Annotated in this window: 17 protein-coding genes; 3 read left to right on the forward strand and 14 right to left on the reverse strand. The window is 59.8% G+C overall.

The window, feature by feature from the left end; all coding sequences use genetic code 11:
- The first annotated feature begins 139 nt into the window (after window positions 1-139).
- Window positions 140-964, forward strand: a complete 825-nt coding sequence (locus NKJ01_RS25920; protein ID WP_352732207.1) for a CPBP family intramembrane glutamic endopeptidase — start codon at window positions 140-142, stop codon at window positions 962-964.
- A gap of 66 nt (window positions 965-1030) precedes the next feature.
- Here NKJ01_RS25920 and NKJ01_RS25925 read toward each other — a convergent pair whose 3' ends face one another.
- From NKJ01_RS25925 to NKJ01_RS25950, 6 genes are all read right to left on the reverse strand, one after another.
- The gene (locus tag NKJ01_RS25925) at window positions 1031-1762 is read right to left on the reverse strand and encodes a proteasome-type protease (RefSeq protein ID WP_023759306.1); all 732 of its coding nucleotides are present in this window, start codon (window positions 1760-1762) and stop codon (window positions 1031-1033) included.
- A gap of 133 nt (window positions 1763-1895) precedes the next feature.
- Window positions 1896-2690: a transglutaminase family protein gene (locus tag NKJ01_RS25930; RefSeq protein WP_023759307.1), complete on the reverse strand. Its 795-nt coding sequence runs from the start codon at window positions 2688-2690 to the stop codon at window positions 1896-1898.
- Between the two features lie 52 nt (window positions 2691-2742).
- The gene (locus NKJ01_RS25935; protein WP_023759308.1) at window positions 2743-3684 is read right to left on the reverse strand and encodes an alpha-E domain-containing protein; all 942 of its coding nucleotides are present in this window, start codon (window positions 3682-3684) and stop codon (window positions 2743-2745) included.
- Window positions 3685-3747: 63 nt separating this feature from the next.
- The gene (locus NKJ01_RS25940) at window positions 3748-4107 is read right to left on the reverse strand and encodes a four helix bundle protein (RefSeq protein ID WP_352606250.1); all 360 of its coding nucleotides are present in this window, start codon (window positions 4105-4107) and stop codon (window positions 3748-3750) included.
- 55 nt (window positions 4108-4162) lie between these two features.
- On the reverse strand, window positions 4163-5575 hold the full coding sequence (locus NKJ01_RS25945) for a circularly permuted type 2 ATP-grasp protein (protein ID WP_352732212.1): 1413 nt from the start codon (window positions 5573-5575) through the stop codon (window positions 4163-4165).
- Between the two features lie 170 nt (window positions 5576-5745).
- Entirely contained in the window at window positions 5746-5982 is a 237-nt protein-coding gene (locus tag NKJ01_RS25950) for an Lrp/AsnC family transcriptional regulator (protein ID WP_010909609.1), read from the reverse strand.
- A 264-nt stretch (window positions 5983-6246) separates the two neighbouring features.
- Between NKJ01_RS25950 and NKJ01_RS25955 the strand changes: the two genes are divergently transcribed.
- A complete protein-coding gene (locus NKJ01_RS25955; protein ID WP_023759311.1) occupies window positions 6247-6666 on the forward strand; it encodes a DUF4864 domain-containing protein in 420 nt (139 codons plus the stop codon).
- A 4-nt stretch (window positions 6667-6670) separates the two neighbouring features.
- On the opposite strand, the gene tgt is transcribed toward NKJ01_RS25955, so the two are convergent.
- The 7 genes from tgt to coaD all read right to left on the reverse strand — a co-directional run bounded on the left by tgt (window position 6671) and on the right by coaD (window position 11248).
- Window positions 6671-7801: a tRNA guanosine(34) transglycosylase Tgt gene (gene tgt / locus NKJ01_RS25960; RefSeq protein WP_352732215.1), complete on the reverse strand. Its 1131-nt coding sequence runs from the start codon at window positions 7799-7801 to the stop codon at window positions 6671-6673.
- The gene (locus NKJ01_RS25965; protein WP_352606156.1) at window positions 7794-8063 is read right to left on the reverse strand and encodes a hypothetical protein; all 270 of its coding nucleotides are present in this window, start codon (window positions 8061-8063) and stop codon (window positions 7794-7796) included. Before NKJ01_RS25965 ends, tgt begins: the two co-directional genes overlap by 8 nt.
- Window positions 8053-9141: a tRNA preQ1(34) S-adenosylmethionine ribosyltransferase-isomerase QueA gene (gene queA / locus NKJ01_RS25970; RefSeq protein ID WP_352732218.1), complete on the reverse strand. Its 1089-nt coding sequence runs from the start codon at window positions 9139-9141 to the stop codon at window positions 8053-8055. The genes NKJ01_RS25965 and queA overlap by 11 nt, the downstream gene beginning before the upstream one ends.
- Window positions 9141-9590 (reverse strand): DMT family transporter, encoded by a 450-nt coding sequence (locus NKJ01_RS25975; RefSeq protein ID WP_023759315.1) that lies wholly within the window; start codon window positions 9588-9590, stop codon window positions 9141-9143. Before NKJ01_RS25975 ends, queA begins: the two co-directional genes overlap by 1 nt.
- Window positions 9591-9602: 12 nt before the next feature.
- On the reverse strand, window positions 9603-10115 hold the full coding sequence (locus NKJ01_RS25980; RefSeq protein ID WP_352732222.1) for a peptidylprolyl isomerase: 513 nt from the start codon (window positions 10113-10115) through the stop codon (window positions 9603-9605).
- 27 nt (window positions 10116-10142) lie between these two features.
- Window positions 10143-10637 (reverse strand): peptidylprolyl isomerase, encoded by a 495-nt coding sequence (locus NKJ01_RS25985; protein ID WP_352732283.1) that lies wholly within the window; start codon window positions 10635-10637, stop codon window positions 10143-10145.
- A 110-nt stretch (window positions 10638-10747) separates the two neighbouring features.
- Window positions 10748-11248 (reverse strand): pantetheine-phosphate adenylyltransferase, encoded by a 501-nt coding sequence (gene coaD / locus NKJ01_RS25990; protein ID WP_352732225.1) that lies wholly within the window; start codon window positions 11246-11248, stop codon window positions 10748-10750.
- Between the two features lie 194 nt (window positions 11249-11442).
- Here coaD and NKJ01_RS25995 point away from each other — a divergent pair, with 194 nt between their 5' ends.
- Window positions 11443-11595 (forward strand): hypothetical protein, encoded by a 153-nt coding sequence (locus NKJ01_RS25995; RefSeq protein WP_352732228.1) that lies wholly within the window; start codon window positions 11443-11445, stop codon window positions 11593-11595.
- 75 nt (window positions 11596-11670) lie between these two features.
- On the opposite strand, the gene gyrA is transcribed toward NKJ01_RS25995, so the two are convergent.
- Window positions 11671-14472 carry a DNA gyrase subunit A gene (gyrA, locus tag NKJ01_RS26000; RefSeq protein WP_352732231.1) on the reverse strand — a complete coding sequence of 934 codons (2802 nt, stop codon included), beginning with the start codon at window positions 14470-14472 and terminating at the stop codon, window positions 11671-11673.
- Between the last annotated feature and the right edge of the window lie 25 nt (window positions 14473-14497).

The raw sequence follows: 14497 nt of genomic DNA on the forward strand, positions 1-14497 counted from the left end.
TGTATGCTTTATTCTGGCAAGCATCTACATACGACGTACTTCGCCGCGAGAAATGGGTCTTACTACTAGAAACATTTGGATCTCAGGACGCGACTGCATATATTTAGTTCTCATTATCTGTATATGCGCAATCGCCATCATGGCCATATCAAATAACTATTTATCAATAGATGGATATCTATCAAAACAGAAAATAACTGGCAGGACTTTATTATCCGACATTTTTGTAGCCATCCTGTCTGGCACGGCTCAGCAATTTCTTCTGCAGAGCTTTATTCTGCAACGAACGCTAGCAATATTTAGAAACAAGCCGACAGCGATTCTTTGCTCATCATTTGTATTTTGCCTTATCCACGCGCCAAACATAATACTGATGGTCGCCACCATGATTTTCGGCACCGCGTGTAGTTTTCTGTTCATTAGGAATAGAAATATCTTCACCATTGGAATCATGCATGGTGTAGTCCAACAGGCCTTAAGGATATTTCTTGCATCAATCATTTTGTCTGGATCTTACCTCGACGGTAGAGGATATTTTACATTCGATCTGAGCGTAGGGCCTCCTAAAGGATACCCGGCATACCTGGCTGAATTGGAGTACAAAGGAAGCCTCCCTCTGGCGCAGAGTGCTGCCGGAGGCGTAATTATCATCCCGGTTTTGGTAGCAAACAAGAGCACGAAGACGTGGTCTTCAACTGATAAAGACTATCTGGTGTCGGTTGGTTATCGCCTCATCGACCAAAACGGAGATGTGATATCAGCAGACAATCCTTTAACGCCCTTCGACACACCAATTGAGCCCGGGAAGTCCGAGACCGTCGAGATCACGTTGAACGCGCCCTTGAAGGGTGGAGACTACTATTTGGAAGTCGATATCGTGCGCTCTAATTCAGATTCGGAAGCAATAACCTGGTTTAGACGCAAAGGTTCAAAAACGATACTCATACCTATTTCTGTGCGTTAAATCGCTTCGAGCAAGACGCGCCCGACGCAGGTGTACCTGGTAGGAAGGAACAGAGGCGCGTCTTCGCTATCCAGGGAATTCCGGCAGGCTGGCAAAAGCCGTCTTCAGCGCATTCGACCAGCCGTCCGAGATCGTGCGATAGTACTGATCGTCCTGACCGAACCGCTTCTTCAACCCGACCGTGAAGGCGTCCTTCTCAAGGAAGAGCAGGTCGAGCGGCAAGCCGACCGACAGGTTCGACTTCAACGTCGAATCGAACGACACCAGCAGCAGCTTCACCGTCTCGGCAAGGCTCATCGACTTTTCATAGGCGCGGATGATGATGGGCTTGCCGTATTTGGTCTCGCCGATCTGGAAGAACGGCGTGTCATCGGTCGATTCGATGAAATTGCCTTCGGGGTAGATCATGAACAGGCGCGGTTCGCTGCCCTTGATCTGGCCGCCGAGGATGAAGGAGGCATTGAAGTAGGAATCTGCCTTTTCGCCCGCAGGCGACGAATTGGCGATGACCTCCTTGACCGTATCGCCGACCAGCCGCACCGTCTGATACATTGATGGCGTCTCCAGCAGCGTGGCGTGACGATCGGCAACGGCCTTGGTGCGTTCGTCAAGCAGGCTGACCACGGCCTGCGTCGTCGCCAAATTGCCCGCCGACATCAGCACGATGACGCGTTCTCCCGGCTGCTCCCAGACATGCATCTTTCGGAAGGTGGAAATCGAATCCATGCCGGCATTGGTGCGCGTGTCGGACATGAACACGAGCCCGCGATCGATCTTCAGGCCAACGCAATAAGTCATGGAATCTCCCTAGAGCAATTCCAGGAAAAGTGTAAGGTGGTTTTCCGCCCGGAATTGCTCCAAACAAAACAAGTGGAGTGGTTCATCGTTTTCGTGAAACGACGAACCGCCCCACCGGCAATCTTGCGAAGGATTACTGCTCCACCGTGACGGTGACGGCAAGCTGTTCTTCCGCCTGTCCCAGCCGAATTCCCGACACCGGCGTAGCGTCGCGGTAATCGCGTCCCGTCGCCACCTTTACATAACGCTCGTCAGGCGAAATGCCATTGGCGGCATCGAAGGCAACCCAGCCGAGGCCCGAAACATGCGCTTCGGCCCAGGCATGGCTTGCGGCCTGCTCGACCGTCGCATCCAGCATCAGATAGCCGCTGACATAGCGGGCTGGAAAGCCCATGGCGCGCGCCGCGGCGGCAAAGATATGGGTGTGATCCTGGCAGACACCGGTTTTGAGCGCCAAGGCTTCCTCCGCGGGCGTCGTCGCATTGGTAGTGCCGGACGTGTAGGCGACGCGCTCGCCGATGACTGCCATCAGCCGGTGCAGCCTTTCGATGTCAGTGCCCTTGCCGATCGATGCGGCGAGTTCGCGAACACCGCTGCCGATCGCCGTCAATGGCGTTTCATGGCTGTACAGCCAGAGCGGCGTGAAGCCTTGGTGTGGTCCGGAGACGCCTGCCGTGTCGCGCGTCACCACTTCGCCTGATGCTTCCACCGTGATGAAGTCGCGCTCACCCTCGACGCTCAGCAGCCTTGTGTCATTGCCGAAATGGTCCACAAAGCGAACCTCTTCGCGCGCGCCTTCGATGGTCAGAGCCCAGGACAGAACGGTCTGCGTCGATCCGCTGACCGGAAGCAGCCGCAAGCGCTGCAACAGATAGTGCACCGGTGCATCGTAGCGGTATTCGGTCCGGTGGGTGATCTTCAGCCGCATGCGCTATGTCCCGCCTGTGAGCATGATCTTGTCCCACTTTTCGGAGTCATGCTCAATTGAACCGGTAGTCCTGCGCGATCTCGTCGCCAAGCCTGGTGTTGTCGCGAATGAAATTGGCCAGGAATTCATGCAGGCCCGCGTCGAATATGTCCTTGATCGATCCTGCTCTAAGCATGGCCTGCGTCTTGTCCGCCGTCGCGTGGCAGGCATGGCGCTCGCCATAGTCGTCGCCGAGGAACTTTAGATGTTCGGACAGGAAGCGATAGCAGAAGGTCAGAGAACGCGGCATGCGGACATTGAGGATCAGATAGTCGGCAATGTTGGTCGGTTTGTAGTCGGCATCATAGACCCAGCGATAGGAGCGATGCGCCGACACCGAACGCAGGATCGATTCCCACTGGTAGTTGTCGAGCGTCGAGCCGACCCAGGAGATCGACGGCAAGAGCACGTAGTATTTCACGTCGAGGATGCGCGCCGTGTTGTCGGCGCGCTCGACATAGGTGCCGAGCTGCGAGAAATCGAAGATCTCGTTGCGCAGCATGGTGCCATAGAACGAGCCGCGGATCAGCGCCGTCTCGCGCTTGATGGCGTCGAGCACGCTGGGTAGGTCGCGCTCGTCGATCGGCCTTGCCAGCATCCGCTTCAGCGCCATCCAGGCTTCGTTGATGCTTTCCCAGGTCTCGCGCGTCAGCGCGGTGCGCACCATGCGGGCATTGTTGCGGGCCGTTTCGATCGAAGACATTGTGCTGGAGGGATTCGACGTGTCGCGCAAAAGAAAGTCGGCGACATTGGCGGCGGTATAGTCAGAATATTTCTGGCTGAAGGTGATGTCGGAACCGGCGCTGAGCAGCACCGAATTCCACTCTTCCGACGCGCTCTGGGTGCGGGTCAGCGCCATGCGCAGACCCGCATCGACCAGCCGCGCCATATTCTCCGCCCGCTCTATGTAGCGGTTCATCCAGTAAAGCCCGTTGGCGGTGCGGCCGAGAAGCATGTCAACGTGCCCCGATTTTGAGCGAATAGCGAATAGCGAGTAGCGAATAGCGAAATATCGGCTTCATGACTTTTGTTGCAAACTCCTGATCATGGAACGCAGCATTTTCCCGATCTCATCGGCTTTGCTAAGCAAACGCACCACCTCCGCCTCAACCATTAACCCTACTTTTTCAGACAAGATCAGGTGTGTTTCCAACTCTTTGAGAGATCCCTGCGCCATGCGCAGAAACTGAATGAATGATCCTGTATTTTCTCGCCCATGTCCTTCGGCGATGTTCGCGGCAATTGATACGGACGACCGCCGCATCTGAGAGGTCATCCCGTAGATTTCGCCGGTTGGGAAGGCTTTCGTTACGGAATAACAATCTACAGCCAACTCGACGGCCGCCTTCCAGACAATTAAGTCCCTGTAAGAATTGATCGCCGTCTTGCTGCCCTCCTTCCCCCTATTCGCTATTCACTATTCGCCATTCGCTCTAATCATCCAGCACCCACGTATCCTTCGTCCCGCCGCCTTGCGAGGAATTGACGACCAGCGAGCCTTCCTTCAGCGCGACGCGGGTTAGCCCGCCGGGGACGATCTGGATGCGGTCGGAGACCAGCACGTAGGGCCTGAGATCGACGTGGCGTGGAGCCAGCCCTTTTTCCGTCAGGATCGGGCATGTCGACAGCGCCAATGTCGGTTGGGCGATGTAATTGGAGGGTTTGGCCGCCAGCTTCTTGGCAAACGTCTCGCATTCTTTCTTGGTCGCCGCCGGCCCAACCAGCATGCCGTAGCCGCCGGACCCATGGACTTCCTTGATCACCAGCTCATCGATGTGTTCGAGCACATATTTCAGGCTGTCGGGTTCCGAGCAGCGCCAGGTCGGAATGTTGCCGAGGATCGCCTTGCGGCCGGTATAGAATTCGATGATCTCGGGCATGTAGGAATAGATCGCCTTGTCGTCGGCGATACCGGTGCCCGGCGCATTGGCGATGGTGATGTTGCCGGCACGATAGACATCCATGATGCCAGGTATGCCAAGTGTAGAGTCAGGGCGGAAGGTCAGCGGGTCGAGGAACGAATCGTCGACGCGGCGGTACAGCACGTCGATCTGCTTGTAGCCTTCGGTCGTGCGCATCGCGACATGGCCGTCGACGACCCGCAGATCCTGGCCTTCGACCAGTTGCACGCCCATCTGGTCGGCCAGGAAGGCGTGTTCGAAATAGGCGGAGTTGAAGCTGCCGGGCGTCAACACCGCAATTGTCGGCGCGCCCTTGGTGCTCTGCGGCCGCACTGCCGCCAGCGACTGGCGCAGAAGCTGCGGGTAGTTCTCCACAGGCCGCACCTTGATTTTCTGGAACAGCTCGGGGAACAGCTGCATCATCGTCTCGCGGTTCTCCAGCATGTAGGAGACGCCCGACGGCGTGCGCGCATTGTCCTCCAGCACATAGAATTCGTCCTCTGAGATGCGGACGATGTCGACGCCGATAATGTGAGTGTAGACGCCGGCCGGCGGCCTAACACCGATCATTTCCGGCAGGAATGCTTCGTTCCTGGCGATCAGCTCCCTTGGGATGCGCCCGGCGCGCAGGATTTCCTGGCGATGGTAGATATCATCGAGGAACGCGTTCAGCGCCTGCACGCGCTGCTCGATGCCTTGCGTGAGACGCCGCCACTCATTGCCCGAAATGATGCGGGGAACGATGTCGAAAGGGATCAGCCGTTCGGAAGCTTCCTGCTCGCCATAGACGGCGAAGGTGATGCCGGTCTTGCGGAAGACGCGTTCGGCGTCCTGCATCTTCTCGGTAAGCCTGGCCGGATCCTGCTCCTTCAGCCAGCGATCATAAGCCGAATACGGTCTTCTCAATCCGGAAACATCCGGAAGCATTTCATCGAACGCTGCCAATCGCATACTCCCCTGTGACACCATTTCACTGGCGTCGCCGGAGAAAATCAAGCGCAATCGGTGATTTGGGAGATACGGACGATCAGTATGTTGCGGCTGCCTAAAATTGAGGCAGCTGAAATACAAAGGTAATCAGGCTTTGCCTCGTGTCCGGGCAAGTGGTTTTCCAGCTAGAAAGCGCGGAACGTGACGACGGTGAATGTGTCTTTGATGCCGGGGAGAATCTGCACCTTCTCGTTGACGAAATGACCGACGTCTTCCTCGTCGTCGACATAGAATTTGGCGAGCAGATCGTAGTTGCCGGCGGTGGAGTAGATTTCCGAAGCGATCTCGGCATCGGCAAGCGCGCTGGCAACCTCATAGGATTTGCCCAGTTCGCATTTGATCTGCACGAAAAATGCCTTCATGGCTTCGTCCCGCTAAACATCCAAGTCCAAGCGGCCCTTCTGGCAGACTGGAGGCGGGCTTTCAAGCGCTGGAATCCGTACCCAGCCGGCCTGGGCTCGGGCTGCGGTTCCCGCAGCTCCGCCACCGACATGCCGCGTCTAACCGGGCGAGATGAATATTCACCAATCGCTGAAACCGGGATGCACCGCCAAGCGTATGTTATGATGCGTCTTCGGACAGCACGTTTTGAGGGAAGATATTTCGCGAGCCAACGGAGACAGGCCATGCGCCGCGCCTTTTTCGCATTCGCAGTCATTCCATTCATCTTGGTGTCGTCGGCGTTTGCCGGCGACGCTGAGATCAAGGCAGCGCAGTCCGTCATCGACGGCCAGTTGAAGGCTCTCATCGCCAATGACGGCGCCACCGCCTACAGTTTCGCCGCACCGAACGTGAAACGGATTTTTCCGACCGTCGACGCCTTCATGAACATGGTGACCAACGGCTATCCGCCGGTGCGCAAGCCGCAAACCTACTCTTTCGGCAAGGTCGAGGAGACGGCTCCGGGTTCGATCGTCCAGCAGGTGCTTATCGTCGGACCCGACGGCAAGGACTACGAGGCTGTCTACACCTTGCAGCAGCAGCCCGACGGCACCTTCCAGATCACCGGCTGCAGCCTGCGCGCCTCGAATTCACTCAGCACCTGAGGCTTCACAGCAACGGGATATCGCCCTTTGCCCAGCCTTCTGCGATCTCCGCCGAGCGCGCTTCGAATGCGCCCGCCTCGATCGAGGCGCGAATATCCTGCATCAGCTTCTGATAGTAGGAAAGATTATTCCATGTCAGAAGCATCGCTCCAAGCGCCTCCTGCGAGCGCACCAGATGGTGCAGATAGGCACGCGAATAGTCCCGGGCGGCAGGGCAATCGCTCTCCTCGTCCAATGGACGCGGGTCGTCGGCATGGCGGGCGTTGCGCAAATTGACCTTGCCGCGCCTTGTATAGGCAAGGCCATGGCGGCCGGCCCGTGTCGGCATCACGCAATCGAACATGTCGATACCTCGCGCCACGGATTTCAGGATATCGTCAGGCGTGCCGACGCCCATCAAATAGCGCGGCTTGTCATCAGGCAGTTCCGGACAGGTGATGTCGAGCATCTCGAGCATCACCGCTTGCGGTTCGCCGACGGCAAGGCCGCCGACAGCGTAGCCCTTCAGTCCCATCGCGCTCAGCGACTGCGCCGATCGCACCCTGAGTGCCGCATTGTCGCCACCTTGCACGATGCCGAACATCGCCTTGCCCGGCTGGTCGCCGAACGCCGTCTTGCAGCGCTCGGCCCAGCGCAGCGACAGCTCCATGGCGCGCTCGATCTCCTTCATCTGGGCCGGCAGAGCCGTGCATTCGTCGAGCTGCATCTGGATATCCGAATCGAGCAGCCCCTGGATCTCGATCGAACGCTCCGGCGACATCTCATAGGCGGCGCCATCGATATGCGAGCGGAAGGTGACGCCCCTTTCGGTCAATTTTCTCAGCTTCGACAGCGACATCACCTGGAAACCGCCGCTGTCAGTCAGGATCGGATGAGGCCAGCGCGCGAACTCGTGCAAGCCGCCGAGCCGCGCCACACGCTCGGCGCCGGGCCGCAGCATCAGATGATAGGTGTTGCCCAGGATGATGTCGGCACCGACACCGCGCACCTGGTCCATATACATGGTTTTGACAGTGCCGCCGGTGCCGACCGGCATGAACGCCGGCGTGCGGATTTCACCGCGCGGCATGTCGATCACGCCGCGCCGTGCTCTGCCGTCAGTCGCCAGAACCTTGAAGCTGAACGGCTTAGCCATTGAATTCCTTGTCATGGACCGGTGCGCCGGGTGCCTGCCTGTCGAGCGACTGCCGGTAGTGGATGCAGCCGCGCATGAATTTGGGCCAGGGCGGCACGGCGATCGCCGGTTCGATCCTCTCCGGCAACAGCGACCATAAATCGGGGTGATGCCAGCACAGATCATGCCCTGTTGCATCGCGGTGGGCACGAATGCCGGCGCGCAGTTTTTTCACTTCCGCGATCAGGGCGTCGCGGTCCAGGTTCTTGAGGTCATCGTCCATCGCTCGTCTCCGCTCGATAAAGCAGGCTTGAGTCGCCATAGGAATAGAACCTGTAACGGTTCTCGATGGCATGCTCATAGGCCGCACGCATCGTATCAAGTCCGCTGAAGGCCGAAACCAGCATGAACAGCGTCGAGCGCGGCAGATGGAAATTGGTCATCAGCAAGTCGGCAGTGCGAAAGCGATAGCCGGGCGTGATGAAGATGTCGGTTGGGCCGGACCAGGCAGCCATGGCACCGTTCTCACGCATAGCACTCTCCAGCAGGCGCAGCGAGGTTGTGCCTACGGCGACGATGCGTCCGCCCCTCGCCTTCGCTGCGTTCAACGCGTCGGCGGTTTCTGCGCTGACTGAACCCGTCTCGGCATGCATCTTGTGGTCGGCGGTATCGTCCGCCTTCACCGGCAGGAACGTACCGGCGCCGACATGCAAGGTGACGAAGCGGCGTTCGATGCCCTTGGCGTCAAGCGCTGCAAAAAGCTCCGGCGTGAAATGCAGGCCCGCTGTCGGTGCCGCGACGGCACCTTCCTCGCGGGCATAGATGGTCTGGTAGTCGGCCCGGTCGCGTTCGTCGTCATCGCGCTTCGAGGCAATATAGGGCGGCAGCGGAATGTGGCCGACCGCGTGCAGCGCCTCGTCGAGGAAAGGCCCTGACAGATCGAAGCCAAGCAACGCCTCGCCGCCCTCGCCTTTCTCGATCACCGTAGCGTCAAGCTGGCCGAGAAAACAGGAATTGCCGTCATGGCCGAAATGAATGCGGTCACCGGGAGCAATGCGCTTGCCCGGCCGCATGAAGGCCAGCCAGCGGTCGGGTGCCATGCGCATGTGCAGCGTGGCCTCTACCTGTGCCGCCGCCTCGCCGCGCCGCCTGATGCCTTTGAGCTGCGCCGGAATGACCTTGGTATCGTTGAACACCAGCACGTCGCCGGCCCTGAGCAAGGATGGCAGGTCACTAACCGTGCGGTCGTCGAGCCCCTCGCCTGGCTTCACGACCAGCATCTTGGCGCTGTCGCGCGGCTCTGCCGGACGAAGCGCGATGCGCTCCTCCGGCAAATCGAAATCAAAGAGGTCGACGCGCATCAATAGAGCCGGACGAGCAGCGCTCCGGCCAGCAGCAGCACCGCGCCGGCAACGCGGCCGAGCGAGATTTCACGCACCGCGACGCCGAGGAAGCCGACGCGGTCGATGAGCATGCCGGCCAGCAACTGGCCGGCCACCAGAAACGCCATCAGCGCGGCGGCGCCGATGCGCGGTGTCAGGATCGTCGACAGCGTCACATAGAAGCCGCCGAGCATTCCGCCTGCGACGAACAGCCAGGGCGCCGGCGCTTTCCATTCGAGCGAGATGCCTTGCAGCTTCACCACCGCGAGGGAGATGACGCCAAGCACGATCGCGCCCGATAGAAACGAAAACGCCGCCGCCGCGACCGGAAGCCCGAGATCGCGCGCCAGTTGCGAATTGATTGGCGCCTGAATGGCAATGAAGGCGCCGGACAGGATGCCGAGAAGCGACCATACGACGCCCATCATTATCGATTACCCTTACTTGACGTCGGCCGCGACCTTCAGCGACACGATCTTGTCGGGATCCTGCACCGGCTCGCCGCGCTTGATTTTGTCGACATTGTCCATGCCTTCGATGACCTGGCCCCAGACCGTGTACTGGCGGTTGAGGAAGGCGGCATCGTCGAAGCAGATGAAGAACTGCGAATTGGCCGAGTTCGGATTCTGCGAACGGGCCATCGAGCAGGTGCCGCGGCCATGGTTGGCGTTTGAGAATTCGGCCTTCAGGTCCGGCTTTTCCGAGCCACCCATGCCCGCGCGGGACGGAGCAAATGTCGGTTTGGTCGAATTGCCGAACTTGACGTCGCCGGTCTGCGCCATGAAGCCCTCGATGACGCGGTGGAATACCACCCCATTATAAGCGCCTTCGCGGGCCAGTTCCTTGATGCGGGCGACATGGCCGGGCGCCAGGTCGGGGAAAAGTTCGATGACCACATTGCCCTTCGTCGTTTCCATGATGAGCGCGTTCTCGCGGTCTTTGATTTCGGCCATGTCAGATATCCTTTTGAAAAAACCTAGTTATTTGTCGGCGGCGATGCGCACTTTGATCATCCGGTCAGGATCGGTGACCGTGCCATTGTCCGCTTCGTCGCCCTTCTTGATGTTGTCGACCAGTTCCATGCCGCTGACGACGTTGCCGACGATGGTGTACTGGCCATCAAGTGGCGGCGCCGGTGCGAACATGATGAAGAACTGCGAATTGGCGGAGTTGGGGTCCTGCGAGCGGGCCATGCCGACCACGCCGCGTTTGAAGCGTTCGGTCTGCGAGAATTCAGCCGGCAGGTCGGGCAGATCGGAACCGCCGGTGCCGACGGCTTCGGCGCTGAAACCCTTCTTCATATTGCCGAACTTGACGTCGCCGGTCTGCGCCATGAAACCGTCGATGACGCGGTGGAAGGCGACATTGTCATAGGCGCCCTGGCGCACCAGCGTCTTGATCTGGGCGACGTTCTTGGGTGCGAGGTCGGGCCGAAGAGCAACGGTCACGTCGCCGTCCTTCAGCGTGATGATCATGGTGTTTTCCGGGTCAGCGGCAAAAGCCGGGACAGATGCGGTCACGAGACCGGCAAACACGACGAGGAACGAGGCGAGCTTCTTCAGCTGCATGGTTTTCTCCGAAAAACTTATTTTGCGAATTTGGCGGTGAGCGCACCGGCAACCGCCGCCGGCACGAAGGGGCGAATGTCGCCTCCCATCGAGGCAATCTGGCGGACAAGTGTGGCGGTAATGGTGCGCACGGAGGGGCTGGCGGGCAGAAAAACCGTCTGCAGTTGAGGCGCCATGGTCTCGTTCATGCCGGCCATCTGCATCTCGTAGTCGAGGTCGGTACCGTCGCGAAGGCCGCGGATCATGATCGACGCGCCCTGCTTCCTGGCAGCGTCGATGACCAGACCGTCGAAGGCGACGACCTTGATGCGGGTGCTGTCGCGGCCGAATTCCGCTTTCGTCGCCGTCTCGATAAGCTTCACCCGTTCCTCGAATGAAAACAGCGGCTGCTTGCCCGGATGAATGCCGATCGCCGCATAAACGACATCGGCCACGGCCAGCGACGCCTTCAGCACGTCGAGATGGCCATTGGTCAGCGGGTCGAAAGAGCCGGCATAGAGGGCGGTGCGTTCAGTCATGGCTGGTGCTTCTAGCGAGCCTCTCACGCAAAGGCAAATCCGATTGGCGCGCCGGCCATGAACCTTTTCCGGCACATGGACGACAGATGAACACGCTGATCACGGAGCCTTCACGCAGCGTTCACTAGGTTGCGCCTTAATAAGATGAAACCAAAATCCCACCTATCCGTTGTAAGGCGCAGGAGAACACGCACATGCTGATCTACATGCTCGCCATCGCAATGACCGTCGCCATGCTGATCGCCACCGTACTTGGTTTGCATCATGAGGCACAACGGGTCCGCGTCAAGGCTAACACCAAACGCTTCGAAGGCTTCGGCCCCCGCAAGCCGTATCGTCACCACTAAGTCGGTCCAGACTTGCTGCCACGCCGGCCGATGGGCCGGCGTCGCTATGTCAAAATCGAAATCTGGATGCCGTGCTTACTCCGCACCTTCGGGACCGGCACCAGGCGCAGGAGGAGTGGCCTCGGTACCGACTTCAACGATCTCTTCCTCGTCCGATTGCGGCTCAGAGATCCGCTCGACCGAAACCACCCTTTCACCCTCGGCCGTATTGAAGATGGTCACGCCCTTGGTGGCGCGGCTGGCGAAACGGATGCCGTTGACCGGCACCCGGATGACGGTGCCGCCGTCTGATACCAGCATGATCTGATCGTCGTTGCCGACCGGGAAGGTCGCCACCAGCCGGCCGATCTCGGCTACCTTGGAAACATCGGTGGCGCGAATGCCCTTGCCGCCGCGTCCGGTCAGCCGGAAATCGTAGGACGAAGAGCGCTTGCCGTAGCCATATTCCGTCACCGTCAGCACGTACTTCTCATGTGCCTTGAGGAATTCGTAGCGCTCGTCGGAAAGCTCGGTCTCCTCGCCGACCTCTTCGTTGGTCAGCGCGATCTCTTCCTCTTCGCCGGCTGCGATTCCGGCGGCAAGCCGCCGTTCGGCCGCCGCCCGTTTCAGATAGGCGGCGCGCTCGGCTGGCGGCGCATCGACGTTCTCGATCACCGCCATGGAAATCACCCTGTCGGTGCTGGCCATGGCGATACCACGCACGCCGACCGAGTTGCGGCTCTGGAAGACGCGCACGTCGCCGACCGAGAAGCGGATGCACTGGCCGGAACTGGCGGTCAGTAGCACGTCGTCATTGTCGGTGCAGGTCTCGACGCCGAGGATTTCGTCACCCTCCTCCTCCAGCTTCATGGCGATCTTGCCGTTGCGGTTGACCTGGACGAAGTCGGAAAGCTTGTTGCGGCGCACAGTGCCGCGCGTGGTGGCGAACATCACGTCGAGCTCGCCCCAGCTGGTCTCGTCCTCGGGCAGCGGCATGATGGTGGTGATGCGCTCGCCCTGCTCGAGCGGCAGCATATTGATGAGCGCCTTGCCGCGCGACTGCGGGTTGCCGATCGGCAGCCGCCAGACTTTTTCCTTGTAGACGATGCCGCGCGAGGAGAAGAACAGCACTGGCGTATGCGTGTTGGCGACGAACAGCCGGGTGACGAAATCCTCTTCCTTGGTCGACATGCCGGAGCGGCCCTTGCCGCCGCGGCGTTGAGCCCGGTAGAGCGACAGCGGCACGCGCTTGATGTAGCCGGAATGGCTCACCGTCACGACCATGTCCTCGCGCTGGATCAGGTCCTCGTCTTCCATGTCCGAACCGCCTTCGGAGAGCTCGGTGCGCCGCGGCGTGCCGAACTCGTCGCGCACGGCGGCAAGCTCATCCTTGACGATCTGCTGGACACGCGCTCGGGAAGACAAAATGTCCAGATAATCAATGATTTCGGCGCCGATCGTGTTCAACTCGTCGGCGATTTCGTCGCGGCCGAGCGCCGTCAGGCGCTGCAGGCGCAGTTCGAGGATGGCCCGCGCCTGCTCCTCGGACAGGTTGTAGGTGCCGTCTTCGTTGATGCGATGGCGCGGATCGTCGATCAGGAGGATCAGCGATTCGACGTCGCCGGACGGCCAGCGCCGTTCCATCAACTGCTCGCGCGCCGTCTGCGGATCCGGCGCGGTGCGGATCAGCTTGATGACCTCGTCGATGTTGGCGACGGCGATGGCGAGACCGACCAGCACATGGGCGCGGTCGCGCGCCTTGCGCAGCAGGAATTTCGTCCTCCGGGTGATCACCTCCTCGCGGAAGGCGACGAACGCCTTCAGCATATCGGTCAGGTTCATCACTTCCGGCTTGCCGCCGTTCAGCGCCACCATATTGGCGCCGAAGGAAGTCTGCAGCGGCGTGAAGCGATAAAGCTGGTTGAGGATGACGTCGGCAACGGCGTCGCGCTTCAGCTCGATGACGACCCGGTAGCCCTGGCGGTCGCTCTCGTCGCGAATGTCGGAAATGCCCTCGATGCGCTTGTCGCGCACCAGTTCGGCCATCTTCTCGATCATCGACGACTTGTTCACCTGGTAGGGAACTTCGGTGATGATGATCGACTCGCGGTCATTGCCGCGCTGTTCGATGTTGACCTTGCCACGCATGACGATTGAGCCGCGGCCGGTCGCATAGGCGCTGTAGATGCCGGAACGGCCAAGCACGATGCCGCCGGTCGGGAAATCCGGTCCCGGAATGATCTCCATCAGCGTCGGCAGATCGATCGCCGGATTGTCGATGATGGCAATCGCGCCGTTGCAGACCTCGCCGAGGTTGTGCGGCGGGATGTTGGTCGCCATGCCGACGGCTATGCCGCCCGAGCCGTTGACGAGAAGATTGGGAAACCGTGCAGGCAGAACCTTCGGTTCGCTGCCCGACGCATCGTACGTGTCCTGGAAATCGACGGTGTCCTTGTCGATATCCTCCAAGAGCTCGTGCGCAACCTTGGTCAACCGCGCTTCCGTGTAGCGCATCGCCGCCGGCGGATCGCCGTCGATGGAGCCGAAATTGCCCTGTCCGTCGATCAGCGGCACGCGCAACGACCAGTCCTGCGCCATGCGCACCAAGGCGTCGTAGATGGAGGCGTCGCCATGCGGATGGTATTTACCCATCACGTCGGCGACGGGACGCGCAGACTTCACATATTTGCGGTTCCAGTGGTAGCCGCTCTCATGGGCGGCGAAGAGAATGCGGCGATGCACCGGCTTCAGGCCGTCGCGCACGTCGGGCAGCGCACGGCTGACGATCACGCTCATGGCGTAATCGAGATAGGAGCGCTGCATCTCCTCGACGATGGATATCGGCTCGATGCCGGTTGGGCCGCCGTCGGCGCCGCGCGGTGTCTTCTGGTCGGTCAAATCGGATCACAATCTAATCAGGAAT

The sequence above is a fragment of the Mesorhizobium sp. M0276 genome (assembly GCF_040321755.1).
GTDB lineage: Bacteria > Pseudomonadota > Alphaproteobacteria > Rhizobiales > Rhizobiaceae > Mesorhizobium.